Annotated in this window: 2 protein-coding genes; both read left to right on the plus strand. The window is 38.9% G+C overall.

The features are described from left to right. The first annotated feature begins 2 nt into the window (after nt 1–2). Entirely contained in the window at nt 3–6473 is a 6471-nt protein-coding gene (locus RBB48_RS21155) for a non-ribosomal peptide synthetase (RefSeq protein WP_306008030.1), read from the plus strand. Beyond that, a complete protein-coding gene (locus tag RBB48_RS21160) occupies nt 6470–21352 on the plus strand; it encodes a non-ribosomal peptide synthetase (protein ID WP_306008031.1) in 14883 nt (4960 codons plus the stop codon). Before RBB48_RS21155 ends, RBB48_RS21160 begins: the two co-directional genes overlap by 4 nt. The last annotated feature ends 131 nt before the right edge of the window (nt 21353–21483 follow it).

Below are 21483 nucleotides of genomic sequence, written 5' to 3' on the forward strand. Positions count from 1 at the left end.
AAATGGGAGACGTTATTGATATATATGGTTTATCACCTTTGCAAAAAGGAATACTGTTTCATACTTTATACGATCAAGATGATGAACATTCATTTTCCTATATTGTACAAGTAGGTTTCTTGCTCGGGGGGCAATTGGATATTGCTACTTTTGAAAAGGCCTGGGAATATGTTATTCATCGACATGAGGTTTTACGTTCAGTATTTGTGTGGGAGGAAGTAGAAAAACCACTACAAGCGGTTTACCAACGTCTTCCTTTTACTATTCATCAAGAGGATTGGAGCGCCCATTCACACAAGGAAAGGGCGAAGAAATTACAACAGTTTTTAAATGCAGATCGTAGAAAAGGATTTTTATTAGATGAAGCACCATTGATGAGAGTCACTGCGATTAAAGAGGCAAATGAGGAAACGAGGATTATTTGGACACATCATCATATTTTGCTAGATGGATGGAGTGTGTCATTGGTCTTTAGTGAAGTGATGGAAGTTTATCTCAAGATGATAAGGGGAGAATTATTGAATCTTCCTAAATCTCTTCCTTATAAAAAATATATCCAGTGGATAAATAAACAAGATCAAAGTCAAGCAGAGGAATTTTGGAAAGAAGAATTAAAAGGGTTCTATGCACCTACGCCATTAGCAATGGAAAGAAAGAACCAAGGACAAGAGAAGGGCTATGGAGAGTGTGTTTATCAAGTATCTGAGGAACTTACTGAGAATTTACAAGAGTGGGTACGAAATAGTCGATTAACGTTGAATACGTTAGTACAAGGTGCATGGGCTTATTTGATGAGTAGGTATAGCGGTGAAAGTGACATCGTATTTGGCGTAACTAGCTCTGGACGTCCTACTGATTTAATGGGAGCAGAGAATATGGTGGGGTTATTTATTAACACCTTACCTACTAGAATTCGATTAACGGATAATACATCAGTAGTAGATTGGCTTCGTAAAATACAAATGAAAGAAATGGAACGAAGACAATATGAGTATAATTCGTTGATAGATATTCAAGGATGGAGTGAGGTTCCACGAAATAGTTCCTTGTTTCATACCTTGTATGTGTTTGAAAATTATCCAATTCAAGGTGAGAGAAATGAAGATTTAAGATTATTAGATATTAAAAGCGCGGAACAAACCAATTATCCTTTAACACTCATTGTAATGCCCGGTAAGAAAATTACTTTAAAGTTAATGTATGATCGAAGCTATTTTAATGAAGGAACAATAAATCGGATTCAGAATCACTTATTGCAAATACTAATTCAGATGACGAAGAACCTAGATTCAAAACTCTTTGAAATTATTCATTTAACAGCGGAAGAACAGATACTGTTACTAGAGGAATGGAATCATACTCAAGTAAATTATTCGGCTGAAGGCATGATTCATACGATATTTGAGGCGCAAGTAAAAAAAACACCGGAAGCAATCGCGGCTATTTACGAAAATGAACAAATTACCTATAAAGAGTTAGAGAAGCGTGCGAATCAACTAGCTCATTATTTACAAAAGCATGGTGTAGGCCCAGAGTCTCTAGTTGGGGTATATATGGAACGTTCATTACAAATGATGATAGCGTTATTAGGGATTCTAAAATCAGGAGCAGCGTATGTTCCACTTGACCCTACTTATCCAGAGAGTCGGCTTCGATATATATTAGAGGATGCTGGGATCGAAGTACTAGTGATGGAAGATGATTCTAAAAATTCGTTTATATCTGAAAATATTGAAACGATTTGTATGAATAAAGATTACACTGCAATTGAAAAAGAAAAATCAACCCCATGTATAAGTGGTGTAACAGGAGAAAGTTTAGCGTATGTTATGTATACTTCAGGATCTACAGGGAATCCAAAGGGAGTAATGATTGAGCACCATTCAGTAATCAATTATCTAGAATGGATGCAACATAAATATCCACTTTCTGAAAAGGATGTGGTCTTGCAGAAAACGCCATTCTCATTTGATGTCTCTGTTTGGGAGTTGTTTTGGGGTATTCACGTTGGTGCAAGTGTATCTTTCCTACCTCCAGGTGGAGAAAAAGATCCTTCTATTATAGCTGAAGTGATTAAAAAACATCAGGTTACTATAGTTCAATTTGTACCTTCGATGTTATCAGTTTTCTTAGATCACTTCAATCGTATCGAATTGAACATGAATTGTTCGTCCATACGCCATGTATTTTCTGGTGGGGAAGAACTAAGTTCAGGGTTAGTTAGACGATTTCAGCAAAAATGGAATTATAGTGGACAAGTGAAATTAACCAACTTTTATGGACCAACTGAAGCCACTATTTATGTGAATGCATTTGATATTCAGCCTAATCAAGAATTTGTTTCTATTGGGCGGCCAATACAGAACACGCAATTATATGTATTAGACCAAAATCAACGCCTGCAATCAATAGGAATTGAGGGTGAGTTATATATTGGTGGTGCTGGTTTAGCGCGTGGATACTTAAATCGTCCGAATCTTACTGCTGAAAAATTCGTTTCACATCCATTTCGATTGGGGGAACGACTATATCGAACAGGAGATTCAGTAAGATATTTAACTGATGGAAATATAGAATTTATAGGTCGAATGGACCATCAAGTCAAAATGCGTGGTTTTAGGATTGAATTAGGAGAAATTGAAGCGACTTTAGAAAAATGTTCGTTTATTAAAGAGGCTGTTGTATTAGTTAGAGAAGATCGTCCAGGTGATCAACGATTGGTTGCATATGTAATAAGCGATGGAAATACCGAGGAGTGGAGAGAGTATTTACAAAACCAATTACCAAATCATATGATTCCAGCACACTTTGTAGAGCTAGAACACTTCCCGCTTACTCCGAATGGGAAAATTGATCGAAAGGCCTTGCCAGCACCTGATGATCAAGCTATTGGAGATTTAAATGTTCTACCTCGGACGCCATCGGAAGAGCTTATTGCCTCGGTTTGGGGTCAAGTGTTAGGGGTGGGGAATATTGGTATTCAGGATTCCTTTTTTGAACGTGGTGGACACTCACTACTTGCTACTCAAATTGTCTCTCGATTGCAAGAATTGTTCCAAATCAAAATTCCCTTACGTGAACTTTTCAAGCACGATACAGTGGCAGCGTTGGCGAAACGAGTAGATCAGTTACGAAAAGAAGATAAAAAACGAGAGATTGCCCCTCTTGTACCTATGAAACGGGAAGAAGCTATTCCACTTTCCTATGCGCAGAAACGTCTATGGTTTATTGATCAATTAATGCCAAATAGTGCTATGTACAATATTCATGCAGCGTGTCGCTTAACAGGTAAATGGTCAATTGAAGCATTGGAGGCCGGATGGAATCAATTGTTGGAGCGTCATGAATCATTACGAACGATAATTCTAGAACAAGAGGGTGAACCTTTTCAACAGGTTCAATCTCATGTATTCGGGCATATCCCTCAAACGAATCTAACAGATCTCTCTTTGGAAGATAGGGAAAGAGAAATGAAACGGCTCATTCAAAACGAAGCTGAGGAACCATTTTATTTTGGACAAGGTCCTCTAATTCGAACACGCATATTGAAAGTGGACAGTGAAGAGTGGATTCTCATTTGTACGATGCATCATATTATTTCAGATGGATGGTCAATGGGAATCTTACTTGAAGAATGGATGGCTTTTTATGAAGGAGCATTAAGCGGCAAACCGGTGGAATTGAAGGAGTTATCTATCCAATATGCAGATTTTGTCATGTGGCAGAAGGAATGGCAAAAAGAAGAGAATTTGAATCAGCACCTTCAATATTGGAAGGAAGAATTGTCTGGGGAACTACCGGTTTTACAATTACCGATGGATCGTCCTCGACCTGCAGTTCAAACCCATCGTGGTGCATGTCAGTCTTTAATAGTGGTGAATTCCCTACAGGAAAAGCTCAAAGATTTAAGTCTGCAAGAAGGATGCACTTTATTTATGACATTGATGGCAGCGTATCAAAGCTTCCTTTCTCGTTATACAGGACAGGACGACATCATAGTTGGAAGCCCGATTGCTAATCGAAATGTGAAAGAGATTGAGGGATTAATAGGTCTCTTTGCAAATACGTTAGTTTATCGAGCTGATTTCAGTGAAAACCCGACGTTCCAAGAACTTTTGTCGCAGGTAAGAAAAAAAGCACTAAAAGCATACGAGTATCAGGATATTCCATTTGAGAAAGTGGTAGAATCCGTAAAGCCGGAACGGAATACAAGTCATTCACCAATATTCCAAACCATGTTTACTTTACAGAATACGAAACAAGAGTTTCTTCAGCTATCTGAAAGACAAATGGAACTCATGGAAAGCCATGTTTCTGTTGCAAAATTTGATTTGAGTTTATTTGCTTCTGAGACGGAAGAAGGATTATCACTAACCTTTGAATATAATACTGATTTGTTTAATGATACAACCATTGAACGTATGGTAAGTCATTTTGAACATTGGCTAAATCAAATTGCCTCTTATCCAAAATGTTTATTATCAGAATTGAATATGTTATCGAAAATAGAATATAAGCAACTACTAGAGGAATGGAATGAATTAGCTGTTATTGATATAGAAGATAGCATGATTCATACAATGTTTGAAGAACAAGTGGAAAAAACACCAGAAGCAATTGCAGTAGTGTGCGAAGATGAAGAACTAACATATCGAGAGTTGGACGAACGCTCGAATCAGTTGGCACATTATTTACAAAAAAATGGTGTTACATGCGAATCATTAGTTGGGATTTGTGTTACACGTTCATCCGAGATGATTGTCGGTCTCTTAGGAATTATGAAGGCAGGAGGAGCATATGTCCCAATTGATCCAGCATATCCGGAAAGTCGACTGCAGTACATTTTAGAAGATGCTCAAATAAAGGTACTGGTGACACAGGAAAAGTTACAACAAAAAATGGTTATACCTACATTCGTCAACGTCATTTGTATTGATCGTAATCGATCAGAAATAGAACAAGAAGTTACTACGGTATGCACGAGTGAAGTGACGGGCGATAACTTAGCCTATATTATCTATACTTCAGGTTCCACTGGAAATCCAAAGGGAGTAATGATTGAGCACAGGAATACAGTAACAATGATTCATTGGGCGCATCACACGTATTCCCGAAAGGCATTAGCGGGAGTATTAGCTTCAACTTCACTATCTTTTGATTTATCCGTTTTTGAAGTATTTGTTCCCTTAACGATGGGGGGGAAGGTGATTGTCGCTGAAAATGCTCTACATCTAGACAAGTTGTCTACCAAAGGTGTGACTTTGGTTAATACTGTGCCATCGGCAGCAAAGGAACTGGTTCGAGCAAAGACAATTCCTTCTTCAGTAAAGGTAATGAATTTGGCTGGAGAACCGTTACCATATCCGCTTGTTCAAGATTTATACGAGAGAAGTACGATTGAGAAGGTATACAACTTATATGGACCGTCTGAAGATACTACGTATTCCACGTATATGGAATTAGAAAAGGGTGTCATGCATAGGGTACCACCAATTGGTAAACCAATCTTCAATACAGAAGTATATGTACTGAGTGCTGAACAAAAAATGGTTCCAATTGGTGTAGTTGGTGAGCTGTACATTGGTGGATCAGGGTTAGCACGTGGATATTTAAAACGCCCTGACTTAACGAAAAATCGATTTATACCGCATCCGTTTAAAGAAAACGAGCGAGTATACCGGACTGGAGATCTAGTAAGGTATTTGCCAGATGGAAATTTGGAGTATGTTGGACGAATTGATCATCAGGTGAAAATTCGTGGGTTCCGGATTGAACTAGGAGAAATTGAAGCGGTATTACAAAAGCATACATTAGTTAACGAAGCTATTGTGATGGTGCGGGAAGATTATCCTGGCGATCCACATTTGATTGCCTATGTTGTAGGAGACGGGGATGCTCAAAAGTGGCGTGATTATCTCAAGGACCAACTACCAAATTATATGATTCCATCCTATTTTGTTGGATTAAATGCATTTCCACTCACTCCTAATGGGAAAATTGATAGGAAGGTTTTACCAACACCAGAGAAACAGGAGATAGCAAGTGGTTATATTGCTCCTCGTACGTCTACGGAAAAAACAATTGTTTCGATATGGCATGAAGTTTTAGGTATGGAAAACATCGGAATTCAGGATTCGTTTTTTGAAATTGGTGGACATTCATTACTTGCTACGCAAGCCGTTTCTAATCTTAAAGAGGCTTTTGGAATCGAGATACCATTGCATGATTTATTTATGTTTCATACGGTGCAGCAATTGGCAGAACAGATTGATCAATTGCTCGATAACAAAAATCAAGAAATGCAGAATGATAGTAAGGAGAATGTAAGTCTTCAAGACTATATTCAAAAAGAAGCAGAAGTGAGTAATGATGAAGAATTACTGGAACTGCTTAAGCAATTAGAAGAGTTATCAGAGGAAGAAGCACAAGGGATATTCGAGAGTAATTTGATTGAGGAAGGGGTAAAAAAATGAGAAGTGATTTACTTGCAAAGCTGAGTTCACTTTCTCCTGAGAAGAGAGCATGGCTTCAGAAGCAAATGCAAAAAAAGGAGAATAAAGAAGCACTCCCGTTGTCTTATGCGCAACAACGTTTGTGGTTTATGGACAGATTTAATCCAAACAGTTCTTTATATAATATTCCAACGGTATGGCATCTAAAAGGAAATTGGATACCTGAAGCATTAGAAAAGGGATTCAATCGACTCATTGAACGCCATGAATCATTACGAACTGTTTTTAAAGAAGTAGGAGAACAACCTGTGCAACAAATTGTCGAATTCCTTCCTAGAGCATTACCTGTAAGAGATTACTCTCAACTTCCTCTAGAAGTAAAAGAAAAAGAGGTAGATAGTTTAATTGCGAGAGAAGCGCAAGAACCATTTGATTTAATGAATGGTCCTTTAATTCGTAATCAGCTTGTTCAATTAGAGAAGGATGAATGGTTATTACTGTGTACGATGCATCATATTATTTCTGATGCTTGGTCCATTGGTATATTCATGAATGAATTACTTGCTTTCTATGAAGAAGAAACGGGCGGAAATCCTGCTAAATTAAGCTCATTATCCATTCAATATGCAGACTTTGCGAAGTGGCAAAAGGAGTGGTTGCAAGGTGATGTGCTAAATCGTCAGCTTACGTATTGGCAGGAAGAATTGTCTGGTGAGCTTCCTATCTTACAACTGCCAGTGGATCGACCTCGACCGGTTAAGCAGACTTACTCTGGGGCTACGCATCACGTAATTTTCCCTTATAAATTGCTTAGTCAATTGAAGGATATAAGCCGACAAGAAGGATCTACTTTATTTATGACTTTAATGGCTGCATACCAGAGCTTTCTTGCTCGTTATACGGGACAAAAAGATATTCTAGTTGGTAGTCCGATTGCAAATCGGAACCACAAGGGAGTAGAAGGATTAATTGGTTTCTTTGTTAATACGTTGGTTTACCGATCAGATTTGAGTGGCACCCCTACTTTTCGGGAGATTTTGAGCCAAACAAAGAAAAAGGCGTTAAAAGCTTACGAATATCAAGATATACCATTTGAAAAAGTGGTAGAAGCTGTGCAACCTGAACGAAGCATGAGTCATTCGCCTATCTTTCAGACCATGTTTACGCTACAGAATATAAAACAAGAACGACTAGATTTGTCTGGTAAAAGTATTGAAATGGTAGAAAGTAATATGTCTATTGCTAAATTTGATTTGAGCTTAACTGCCTATGAAGTGGAAGAAGGTCTATTTGTCTCATTTGAATACAATACGGATTTATTTGATAGTAGTACCATTGCACGTATGGCAGGCCATTTTGAGAACTGGCTAAATGAAATCACGTATCATCCAGATGAATCATATACAAAGCTGTCAATGTTATCGGACACTGAGCAAAAACAACTCCTAGAAGAATGGAATGATACGGACGTAGTTTATGGTCATGATTGTATGATTCATGAGCTATTTGAGCAGCAAGTTTCACGGACACCTGATGCAGTGGCGGTAGTTTATGAGGGTGGAAAGCTAACGTATCAAGAACTCGATGAAAAATCGAACCAATTGGCACATTTTCTACAAAAACGAGGTATCGGACCTGAATCATTAGTCGGTATATGTATTGAACGTTCTCCTGATATGATTATTGGTCTCTTTGGGATTTTGAAAGCAGGTGGGGCTTATGTCCCACTGGACCCAAGTTACCCCGAAAACCGCCTGAGATACATTTTGGAGAATTCACAAATTCAAGTGCTGTTAACAAAAGAGGCACTACAGGACTGGTTACCTAAAGGTATTCAAGCAATTTGTTTAGACCGGGATCGAGTAATGATTTCTAAAGAGAGTAATTTAGCTCCAGTGAGTGGAGTGACAGCAAATAACTTAGCTTATATCATATACACTTCGGGTTCGACGGGAAATCCAAAGGGAGTAATGATTGAACATCATTCCGTTATAAACCGCTTACAGTGGATGCAGAAAAAATATCCATTATCCGAGGAGGATACAATCCTACAAAAGACACCGTTTTCGTTTGATGTTTCTGTCTGGGAATTGTTTTGGTGGTCATTTGTAGGGGCGCAGGTTTGTTTGCTTCCACCAGGAGGAGAGAAAGATCCTGCGGTGATTGAGGAATACATTGAACGATATCGTGTGTCCACCATGCACTTTGTTCCGTCGATGTTATCTACTTTCTTAGATTATATGGAACTATATAATTCGAAAAGGGATCTATCGTCTTTAATTCAAGTTTTTACTAGTGGAGAAGCGTTAAACACTGAGCAGGTTCGACGATTTAAGGGGATCTTTTACAATGTTCAACAAACAAAGTTAATTAACTTGTATGGTCCTACTGAAGCGACTGTGGATGTGACTTATTATGATTGTGATTTAGAAAAAGAACCAATGCTTATTCCGATTGGTCGTCCGATTGATAATACAGAGTTGTATGTGTTAGATCAATATCAACAAGTGGTCCCGATTGGTGTGGCAGGGGAACTTTACCTTGGGGGAGTAGGATTGGCACGTGGCTACTTCAATCGACCAGATTTAACTACTGAACGTTTTATTTCGCACCCCTTTAAGAATGGGGAACGATTATATCGAACGGGTGACCTGGTGAGATATATGAATGATCGTAACTTAGAATATATTGGAAGAATAGATAATCAAGTCAAAATTAGAGGATTCCGAATTGAATTGGGAGAAATTGAAGCAGCTTTACATGAGCACCCATCTGTAAAAGAGGCTGTTGTGTTGGTGAGGGAAGATCGACCAGGAGATAAGCAGTTAGTAGCGTATGTAGTGGGTGAAGGAGATACTGGAGAGTGGCGTAAATATCTCAAGAAGCAATTGCCACATTATATGGTTCCAGCATACTTCTTCAAAATTGAAGGGATGCCACTCACTCCAAATGGTAAAGTGAATCGGAAAGCCTTATTGGAATTGGAAGAACAGTTCATAAGTGAAGATATTACTTCATCACGAACACCAGTGGAGGAGCTCATCGTTTCCGTATGGAGCCAAGTGTTAGGAATAAAAAATATTAGTTTACAGGCTTCCTTTTTTGAAATCGGTGGTCACTCACTATTAGCTACTCAAGTAGTTTCACGTTTACAGGAAATCTTTCAAATCGAATTACCAGTACGTGAACTATTTGAATGTACGACGGTGGAGTCACTGGCAAAGCGAGTAGATCAGTTACGTAAAGGAGATAGAAAACGAGAGATTCCGCCACTAATACCGATGGAACGAGGAGAAACTATTCCACTATCTTATGCTCAACAACGCTTATGGTTTATTGATCAATTTACACCTAATAGTGCCCTTTACAATATGCCAATGGTATGTCGCCTTACAGGGAATTGGCTACTTGAAGCATTGGAAATGGGATGGAATCAACTAATAGAACGTCATGAATCACTGCGGACGGTCTTTCACGAAGTGAACGGTCAACCCGTACAGCAAATTAAACCGTATGCTTTTCAATCAATTCCGAAAACGGATTTAACTATGCTTTCTTCTGAAGACCGAGAAGAAGAGGTTAAACGTTTCATTCAACAAGAAACAGAAGTGCCATTTGATTTAACAGAGGGGCCGTTAATCAGGACAAGTATTTTGCACGTGGGAGAGGAAGAATGGATACTCCTTTGTACTTTACATCATATCATTTCAGATGGATGGTCAATGGGAATCCTACTTGAAGAATGGATGGCATTTTATGAGGAAGCAACGGATGGAAAGGTAGCGGAACTTGAACCATTACCGGTTCAATATGCCGACTTCGCTCAGTGGCAAAAAGGATGGCTAAAGGAGGAAGTGCTTGATCAACAACTCCAATATTGGAGGGAAGAATTGTCTGGGGAGCTTCCTGTACTCCAACTTCCTATGGATCGCCCGCGTCCTGCAATACAAACTCATCACGGGTCGACATACACTCTGGTTCTGCCAAGCACGCTACATGATAAATTGAATGAACTTAGCCGAAAAGAAGGGGCTACACTCTTCATGACGCTGTTGGCTGCATATCAAAGTTTTCTATCTCGTTATACGGGACAAGAAGATATTTTGGTCGGAAGCCCAATTGCGAATCGGAATTATAGAGAAATTGAAGGACTAATTGGTTTCTTTGTTAACACGCTAGTTTATCGAGCTAATTTGAGTGGTGGACCGACATTTCAAGATGTACTGTATCAGGTTCGTCAAAAGGCATTGAAGGCGTATGAATATCAAGATATCCCATTTGAAAAAATTGTAGAAGTTGTGCAACCGGAGCGAAGTACAAGTCATTCGCCAATCTTCCAGACTATGTTCATCTTGCAAAATATGAAACAAGAGTTTCCGGTTTTATCTAGTAGAAGTATTGAAATGATAGAAAGCCATAGTCCAATTGCAAAGTTTGATTTAAGTGTGATGGCAGTTGAGACAGAAGAGGGATTACTTTTTACTTTTGAGTATAATAAGGATTTATTCAATGCTACTACTATTGAACGGATGGCAGGACACTTTGAGAAATGGCTACATGAAGTTTCTCATCGCCCACAAAATCCGTTGCATGGCCTGAGCATGCTATCGGAACACGAACGTACATTGTTATTAGAAACATGGAATGACACTGTAATGGAAATGTCTCATCAGGGTCTTATTTGCGACAGATTTGAGGAGCAAGTAGCGAGGCGTCCTGATGCGATTGCGGTAGTCGAACAAACAAAACAGTGGACTTATGGTGAGCTGGATACACAAGCAAATCAGTTGGCAAATGTTTTACAGCGAAAGGGAGTAGCCCCAGAGTCAGTGGTGGGAGTTTATCTTCCGAGGTCAGCTGAGCTAATGGCAAGTTTACTAGGCATTTTAAAAGCTGATGGAGCTTATGTTGTTTTAGATCCGTTGTATCCAAAATCAAGGTTAGAATACATGATTGAAGATGCAGGAATTCAATTTGTAGTGACGGCGGAAGGACAAGAAGGACATTTTGCACACGTCGAAATGGTGAGGTTAGAAGAATTAACGGTGGAAAGCGTAATCGCACCTACACGTCAGATAAATCCAGAGAACTTAGCCTATATTGTCTATACCTCTGGTTCTACAGGAAAACCGAAGGGTGTCATGGTTGAACATCGCTCATTAATGAATATGGTTTCTTGGCATCAAGAAGTTTATCGTATTTCAGCAGAGGATCGTGCGACTCAGATTGCAGGTGTTGCTTTTGATTCGGCTGTTCAGGAGATTTGGCCGTATCTAACTGCTGGTGCAGCACTCTACTTGTCAACAGAGGAACTGAGAATTAATCCAGAAGCACTAAGGGACTGGCTCATTGATTCACGAATAACAGCTAGCTTTGCACCTACGCCTATTCTGGAAAGACTCTTGAAATTATCTTGGCCAGATAAAACGGATCTTCGTTTTATCATTACTGGTGGGGATCAATTAACGCAGTATCCATCTAACGATATTCCTTTTGCGGTAATTAATCAGTATGGTCCATCGGAAAATACAGTCGTTACCACAGATTGTTATGTACCTGTAGGAGTGACAACAGGTACGCCATCGATCGGTCGACCGATTGCGAATACAGAAGTTTATGTATTAGATTCTCATCTTCAGCTAGTACCAATTGGTGTAATTGGAGATCTCTATATTGGAGGGAAGAGTCTTGCACGTGGATATGCTAATCGTCCGGATCTTACAAAGGAAAAATTTATTCCACATCCTTTCAAGTCAGGAGAACGTCTCTATTACACAGGAGACAAAGCAAGTTATCTTTCTGATGGTAATCTTCAGTTCCATGGACGTATAGATGACCAAGTGAAAATTCGTGGTTTCCGAATTGAATTGGGAGAAATAGAAGCTGTTTTGCAGGCGCATTCTTCTGTGAAAGAAGCAGTTGTATTGGTACGAGAGGATTATCAAGGTGATAAGAGATTAGTAGCTTATGTAGTTGGTGAAGGTAGTGTCCGTGAATGGCGAGAATATCTACAAACACATTTACCTAATTACATGGTTCCAACTAACTTTATTGAAATGGAATTTTTACCACTTACACCGAATGGGAAACTTGATTTGAAGGCATTGCCTATACTTAGTGAACAATCTGCCAAAAATACTGTCTATCCACGAACTCCGCTGGAAGAACTTATCGCTTCAGTGTGGAGTCAGGTGCTAGGAATAGGAGACATTGGTGTTCAGGATTCTTTCTTTGAGCTTGGTGGTCACTCTCTACTTGCTACACAAGTGGTCTCACGCTTACAGGAAGTCTTTCAAATCAAATTGCCAGTACGTGAACTGTTCGAATATTCAACGGTCGAGGCATTATCGAAACGAATCGATCAGTTACGTAAGGGGAGCGAAAAACGAGAAATTCCACCACTGGTGCCGATGGAACGAGGAAATAATATTCCACTATCTTATGCCCAACAGCGCTTATGGTTTATTGATCAATTTGCACCTAATAGTGCACTTTATAATATGCCAATGGCATGCCGCCTTACAGGGAGTTGGTTACCTGAGGCATTGGAGTTGGGATGGAATCAGTTGATAGAGCGTCATGAATCTTTGCGGACTGTATTTTATGAAGAGGATGGCCATCCTGTGCAGCAGATTCAACCGTATATTTTCCGTCCGCTTCTGCAAATGGACTTAACTAAGCTTTCATTAGAGGAGCGAGAAAGAAGGTTGGAGCAATGGATTCAAACTGAAGTAGAATCTCCATTTGATTTAGAACAAGGGCCGTTATTCCGTGGGAAACTCATAAGAATTTCAGAAGAAGAATGGGTTCTTCTGTGTAATATGCATCATATTATCTCGGATGGATGGTCGATGGAAATCTTGCTTCAAGAATGGATGGTATTTTATGAGAATGCGATTGGTGAGAAACAAGCAGAGCTGGAACCACTACCAGTTCAATATGCTGATTTTGCTCAGTGGCAAAGAGAATGGTTGAAAGATGAAGTACTAAATCAACAGCTTGCATATTGGAAGGAAGAATTATCTGGTGAGTTACCAGTCTTAATGTTGCCAATGGATCGTCCGCGTCCGCCAGTGCAAACCCACCATGGATTAACTCATAGTGTTTTGTTGTCACGCTCATTACTGGATAAATTAAACGAACTAAGTCGTCAAGAAGGGGCCACACTTTTCATGACCTTATTGGCATCGTATCAAAGTTTCCTTGCTCGTTATACGGGACAAACGGATATTATTGTTGGCAGCCCAATTGCAAATCGAAATTATCGAGAAATTGAGGGGCTGATTGGTTTCTTTGTCAACACCTTGGTTTATCGAGCTGATTTAAGTAATGCACCGGCATTTCAAGAGTTGTTGTCCCAAGTGCGAATAAAAGCATTGAAGGCGTATGAGTATCAAGATGTTCCGTTTGAGAAAATTGTAGAGGTTATCCAACCTGAACGAAATACAAGCTATTCTCCAATTTTCCAAACTATGTTTACTTTGCAAAATATGGGACAAGAGCTACCAGAACTACATGGAAGAAATATAGAAGTAATGGAAAGTAACGCTCCAATCGCTAAGTTTGATTTAAGTTTAACTGCTGCAGAAGTGGAAGAGGGTTTATTACTTACTTTTGTTTATAGGACTGATTTATTTGACAGTTTAACTATTGAATCTATGGCCGAACATTTTGGAAACTGGTTGAATGTAATCGTGAAAAATCCGGATAAATCATTAGCTAAATGGCCTATATTATCAGGATTACAGCAAAAACAGTTGGAAGAGTGGAATAATGATGCTGTAGCATATCTACAGGAAAGTACGATTCATCAGCTGTTTGAAGATCAAGTAAATCGTACACCTGATGCGGTAGCAGTGGTAGATGAAAAACAGCAGTTAACGTATCGAGAGCTGAATGAAAAAGCTAATCAATTGGCCCACTATCTTCAGCAATGCGGAATTGGGAATGAATCATTGGTTGGACTTTGCTTTGAGCGTTCAGTTGAGATGATTGTTAGTATTATGGGAGCTTGGAAGGCTGGAGCAGCCTATGTTCCATTAGACCCATCATATCCAGAAAGTCGCCTACGATATATTTTGGAGGACACTGGAATTCAAGTATTAGTTACGAACGAGTCATCGGAAGACTGGATACCTAAAGAAATCAAGATAGTTTGTCTAGATCGGGATCAAGCAATGATTTCACAAGAAAGCATTCTTTCACCAAAATGTGAAGTAACAGGAGAAAACTTAGCGTATGTTATCTATACTTCAGGATCAACGGGGAATCCAAAGGGTGTCTTGATACAGCATCATTCTGTACTAAACTTGTCGCATGGTTTACAAAAAGAGGTTTTCGAACATGAGATACCATCTAACATGCATGTCGGTTTAAATGCGTCAATTGCCTTTGATGCATCTATTCAGCAATTACAAATGCTGCTTTATGGTTCAAGTTTGTATATTATTCCGAATGAAGTACGAAGTGATCCGGAGCAGTTTGTAGCTTATATTAGGGAGAACAAGTTAGAAATCTTTGATATAACACCTTCATTGCTTCAATTACTTATAGATGTCGGATTGTTAGAAACGTGCGATGGCGTTCATGTTCCAAGTAAGGTACTGGTTGGTGGTGAAGCGATTATGCCGTCATTATGGGAACAGCTAGTAGAGACTGATAAAATACAGTTTTATAATGTATATGGTCCTACAGAATGTACGGTTGATGCAACATGCTATCATATCAAAAAAGATAGCAAGAGAGTAACAATTGGGCGTCCATTGCCTAACGTCCAAACTTATGTATTAGATAGAAATAGGTTGCCAGTTCCAGTTGGTGTGATGGGGGAACTTTATATCGGAGGAGCAGGTCTAGCAAGGGGATACTTGAATCGTCCAGAATTAACGTCCGAGCGATTTATTTCAAATCCATTCAAAGAAGGCGAGAGGTTATATAGAACAGGAGACCTCGTGAGATATCTTCCTGACGGTAATATAGACTATTTAGGAAGAATAGATAACCAAGTGAAGATTAGAGGATTTCGAATTGAACTTGGAGAGATTGAGTCCACCTTACAGGAGCATTACTTGGTAAAAGAGGCAGTTGTAATAGTTAGGGAAAATCAGTCGGGAGATAAGAGGCTGGTAGCTTATGTAGTGGGCGAAGGCAGTTTAGAAGAATGGCGAGAGTATCTTAAAACAAAACTACCAATCCATATGATACCTTCCTACTTTGTCGAAATGAAAGAATTACCGCTAACCATAAATGGAAAGATTGATCGGAAATCGTTACCTATATCAGATTATCAAGGAACACAAGAAGGATACGTGGCCCCAAGAAATGAACATGAACGTAAGCTTTCTATCATTTGGGAACGTGTGCTGGGTTCAAAACGTATTGGTATGAATGATAACTTCTTTGAAATTGGTGGAGATTCAATTCTTAGCATTCAGATTGTCTCTCGTGCGAAGCAAGTTGGTTTACAATTGACACCAAAACAAATATTTGAACACCAAACGATTGCTGAGTTGGCGCAAGTAGTCAAAGAAGAACAAGGTGTACAAGCTGAACAGGGAATTATAACTGGAGAGACGATACTTACACCTATTCAGCAAAGGTTTTTTGCACAAAATCATCCTAACCCACATCATTGGAATCAATCCATGTTCTTTAGAACGAAAGAGAAATTGGACATAGGATCACTTGAAAAGGCAGCGGGTAACCTTCTACTTCATCATGATGCCCTGCGTTTAAGATATGAACGTTTACCTAATGGGGTTTGGAAACAGTGGAATGAAGGAATAGAAGAGCAATTGATGCTTACTGTCATTTCATTAGACGAAGTGCCGGAAGCTGATTGGCATCAGGTTATTCAAAAAGAGATTAATATTGCACAAGAAAGTTTGAATTTACATGATGGTCCGTTAATGAGAATGGTGTATTTTGATGAAGGTGAGCACGCTGGCCGATTATTTTGGACAATTCATCATTTAGCCGTTGATGGTGTTTCTTGGCGAATTTTATTGGAAGATTTGCAAACAGCGTATACACAAGCAGTCCAAGGGCAGAAAATTCAATTACCTATGAAAAGTACATCCTTTAAAGAGTGGTCGGAGAGATTACATCATTACGCTGAATCTGGAATATCACAAGAAGTGCTGCATTACTGGGAGGAGCAGGCGGAACAAGACGTAGTTATACTGCCGGTAGATGGTACTATAAGTAATCCAGTAAGCGCAGTAACTGAGGAAATTACTGTGGTGTTAAATGAGAATGAAACCCGTATGTTATTGCAAGAGACTTTAAGCACTCACCGTGTCCAAATCAATGAAGTATTATTAGCAGCATTGGTACAAGCTACGGCAGCATGTACGGGGCAGCCGATATTGAGCGTAGATTTAGAGGGACATGGTCGAGAAGAGATTATTGAAGATGTTGATTTATCGAGAACCGTGGGATGGTTTACAAGCATTTACCCAGTTCATTTAAATATTACTAGTGCTCATACGCCAATTGCAGCATTAAAAGCAGTTAAAGAACAAATTCGCAAAATTCCTAATAAGGGTGTTGATTATGGGGTGTTGCGTTACATGAACGCAACAATGTGTGAGCAATTAAGCTCGCAATATACACCGTCTATTAGTTTTAACTATCTTGGACAATTTGATCAAATGTTTTCTAGCGATGCAATGTTTATTCCAGAGAACAAATTTAAGCGTTTAGATCATGCTGCCGGTTCCAAGCGCTCGCATGTAATTGATGTAATTGGGGTTGTAACGGATGGAAAACTTCAGTTCACTTGGGTATACAATGTTGGGCAATTTGCCAAATCAACGATTCAAAGTATTGCACAGAATATGCTTTATCAACTGAGTACATTGATTCAATCTTCAGATAGAGAATCTGCATTGACCATTTCGGATTTTGCAATGACTAATCTTAGCCAAGAAGGTTTGATAAATGTACTAAACAAAATGCATCGCGGAAAGAACAATCAGATTACTGATTTATATCCACTATCACCTTTGCAAGAAGGTATGATTTTCCACACATTGCATGACCAAGGGGATGAACATGTTGCACCGTATATAGTGCAATTGAGTTTTATGATTCGAGGAAAAATGAATATTCCTACTTTTGAGCAGGCGTGGAAATCTGTAATTCAGCGACATGAAATTTTTCGTACAGCATTTGTATGGGACGAAATTGAAGAACCTGTACAAGTGGTGTATGAAAATATCCCATTTAAAGTGAACAAAGAAGACTGGCGTACAATGACAAGTGAAGAGATAGAGGGAAAAAGAAAAGTCTTTTTGGCATTAGATCGAAAACAAGCCTTCCAATTTGATGAAGCGCCATTGATGCGGGTAACAGTCATTCAAGAAGGTGAGGAAGAATATCGGATTGTTTGGACCCATCACCATATTTTACTGGATGGATGGAGTTTACCATTAGTATTTAATGAATTACTTACAGTCTATCAGAAGAGAATGAATGGAGAAGCTGTGAAGTTACCTAAGTCTTCACCATATAAGAAATATATCCAATGGTTAAGAGAGCAAGATAAGGAGCAGGCGGAACAATTCTGGAGGGAGAAGCTAAAAGGTTTTACTGCACCAACTTTGCTGGGCTTAGAAAGTAAAGAGGAAGAAAAAGGTTACACAGAGAAGGTTACGTATTTATCAGAAGAGCAGACTCAAGCGTTACAAGGATGGGCGAAACGCAATAAACTTACTTTGAGCACAGTAATTCAAGGTGCATGGGCATATCTCATGAGCCGATATAGTGGAGAAAATGACATTGTCTTTGGTGTAACAAGCTCAGGGCGTTCTACGGAGATTATTGATGTTGAAAACATCGTAGGTCCTTTTATTACAACGTCACCGACGCGAATTCAATTGATGGATGATATAAAAGTAATGGATTGGTTGCAGAAGATACAAGAGGAAGAGATAGAAAGAAGACAATATGAGTATGCTTCTTTGACAGAAATTCAGGGGTGGAGTGAAGTTCCTAGAGGAACACCTCTGTTCAATAGTTTATATGTGTTTGAAAATTATCCAGTGAAAGAAGAGGCTTCAGAAAATCTGGAAATTGGTGAATTGGAAGGAGTAGAACAAACCCACTACCCATTAGGGTTGGCTGTAGTTCCAGGAATCCAGTTATCGTTAAAGTTAATGTATGACCGTAGTAAGTTTAATAGAGTAACCATTGAACGAATGCTGGGTCATTTACAACAAGTGTTAATGCAAATGCTCAAAAACATTGATCAAAATCTATCGGAGCTAGTATATATTACGGAAGCTGAACAAAGAAAGCTATTGGAAGAATGGAATAATAATGCTATATCCTATCCACGTGAGAATGTAATTCATCAACTATTCGAAGAGCAAGTAAATCGTACACCTGACGCGTTGGCAGTGGTAGATGAAAAACAGCAACTAACGTATCGAGAGCTGAATGAAAGAGCTAATCAATTAGCCCATCATTTACAGAAATGTGGAATTAGGACAGAGTCATTAGTTGGCCTCTGCTTTGATCGATCAGTTGAGATGGTTGTTGGTCTCATGGGAATTTGGAAGGCTGGAGCAGCCTATGTTCCGTTGGATCCATCGAATCCGGAAAGCCGCCTGCAATATATTTTAGAAGACACAGGAATTAAAGTGTTAGTTACGAATGAGGTATTACTAGGATGGATACCTAAAGAAATCAAGACAGTTTGCCTAGATAGGGACCAAGCAATGCTTTCTCAAGAAAGCAAACTTTCACCAATATGTGAGGTAACAGGGGAAAACTTAGCGTATGTTATCTATACTTCTGGTTCGACAGGGAATCCAAAGGGGGCTTTAGTACAGCACCATTCTGTAATAAACCTATCATATGGTTTACAAAAAGAAGTTTTCTCACATGAGATACCTAGTAATATGCGCGTCGGTTTGAATGCGTCAATTGCCTTTGATGTATCTATTCAGCAATTACAAATGTTGCTTTATGGTTCAAGTTTATATATTATCCCAAGTGAAGTTCGCACTAATCCGGAACAATTTGTGTCCTATATTAGGGAGAATAAATTGGAAATGTTTGATATGACACCTTCATTACTTCAATTACTTATAGATGGAGGATTGCTAGAAATAAGTGCTGATGTTCATGTACCAAGTAAGATATTAGTCGGTGGTGAAGCAATCATGCCGTCATTATGGGAACAGCTAGTAGAGACCGGAAAAATTGATTTTTATAACGTATACGGTCCTACAGAATGTACAGTTGATGCAACGTGTTATCATATTCAAACAGATAGTAAGAGAGTTACGATTGGACGTCCGTTGCCGAACGTTCAAACTTATGTATTGGATAAAAATTTGTTACCTGTTCCAGTTGGTGTAACAGGTGAGCTATATATTGGTGGTGCAGGTATAGCGAGAGGATACTTGAATCGCCCAGAATTAACAGCAGAGCGATTCATCCGTCATCCATTTAATGAAGAAGAGCGTTTATATCGTACGGGAGATTTGGTTCGTTATTTACCTGATGGTAATTTAGATTACTTGAGAAGAATTGATAATCAAGTGAAAATTAGGGGCTTTCGTATTGAACTTGAAGAGATTGAAGCGAATCTAAAGAGGCATCCATTGGTAAAAGAAGCAGTAGTTTTGGTAACAGAGGATAAATTAGGAGAGCAGAGATTGGTTGCTTATGTAGTTGGAGATGGTAGTATGCATGATTGGCGTGAATATCTCAAGACACAAGTACCGAATTATATGGTTCCCGCACACTTTATTAAGGTAGACGAGATTCCTCTTACAACGAATGGCAAAGTTGATCGAAAGGCATTGAACAATTTAACTATTCAAAGAGAAAATAACTTCTCTACACCAATCATTCCAAGGGATGAAATTGAATATCAGTTGATTAAAATCTGGCAGGATGTCTTACAGATAGAAGATGTCTATGTAAATGATGATTTCTTTAATAGAGGAGGACACTCTCTCCTTGTAATTAAATTAGTTTCAAAAATTAGGGAGAAGTTTGGAAAAGAAATTAAGGTGTCTACATTGATTAAGAATCCAACAGTGGAAGGAATCGCATGCCTTATTCGTGATAAGCATGATATGACGAAATCAGTAGCAGCGCTAGTTCCACTACAAGAATCAGAAAAAAGACCTTTCTTCTGCGTTCATCCGTTTATGGGGAATGTATTCTGTTACATTCAACTAGCAAGATTACTTAAGAACCATTGTTCATTTTACGGTTTACAGAATCCTCTTATAGAAAAGGGAGAAATTGACGAGTTGACCTTGCCGGAACTAATTCAACTTTACATTGAAGAAATAAAACATGTTCAGCCAGAAGGCCCATATCGTCTTGGAGGATGGTCTTTAGGCGGTGCAATTGCTTATGAAATCGCAACTGTACTAAAGAATCAAGGTGAGGAAGTTGAGTTGTTGGTACTCATGGATACAAAAGTACCTTCAAAGCAGGACTATAAAACGAGTGAGGATATGCTCTCATATATATATGAGCATTTCATTCCTAGAGATCTTACTGAGCAGGAAGGAGACCTTGTCCATAAACAAGATATGCTTGTGGAGCAATTAATTATGGAAGGAGTACTCCCGCCTGATGCAGATCTTATCAATTTGAAGCAAGTTATCAATGCACATAGGAAATGCCTGAACATAATGGCAGAGCATGATTTAATACCATACTCTGGAGAACTTCTCTACTTTAGTGCTGAGGAAGGAAAAGAGTTGTTTACAGATTGGGGACCTTTATTAAAAGGAAGAGTAAATAGATATTCAGTCCCTGGATTACATGAAGAAATAGTGGGTTCCCCTGCAGTTGAAAAAATAGCTATGTATCTATTAAAGGAATTTGAAGGAATAAAAGAGAGATCCATTTTATTAACGGAAAATTAGAGAGTACAAAAGATGCAAGGCTATGAACGAAAAGGGCAGCCCAATACCTGCATATCAAGTGTAGGGAATAATGAATATATTAAGAGCATTACTTTTTAAGGGGATAATGTAAAAAGAAATTGGTAGAGACA

It is taken from the genome of Bacillus sp. MMSF_3353 (genome assembly GCF_030733445.1).
Taxonomy (GTDB): Bacteria; Bacillota; Bacilli; order Bacillales; family Bacillaceae_G; genus Bacillus_A; species Bacillus_A wiedmannii.

What these genes read in the sequence shown, in the direction of transcription:
- RBB48_RS21155 (WP_306008030.1), top strand. Translation starts at nt 3, where the DNA reads ATGGGAGACGTTATTGATATATATGGTTTATCACCTTTGCAAAAAGGA.
- RBB48_RS21160 (WP_306008031.1), top strand. Translation starts at nt 6,470, where the DNA reads ATGAGAAGTGATTTACTTGCAAAGCTGAGTTCACTTTCTCCTGAGAAG.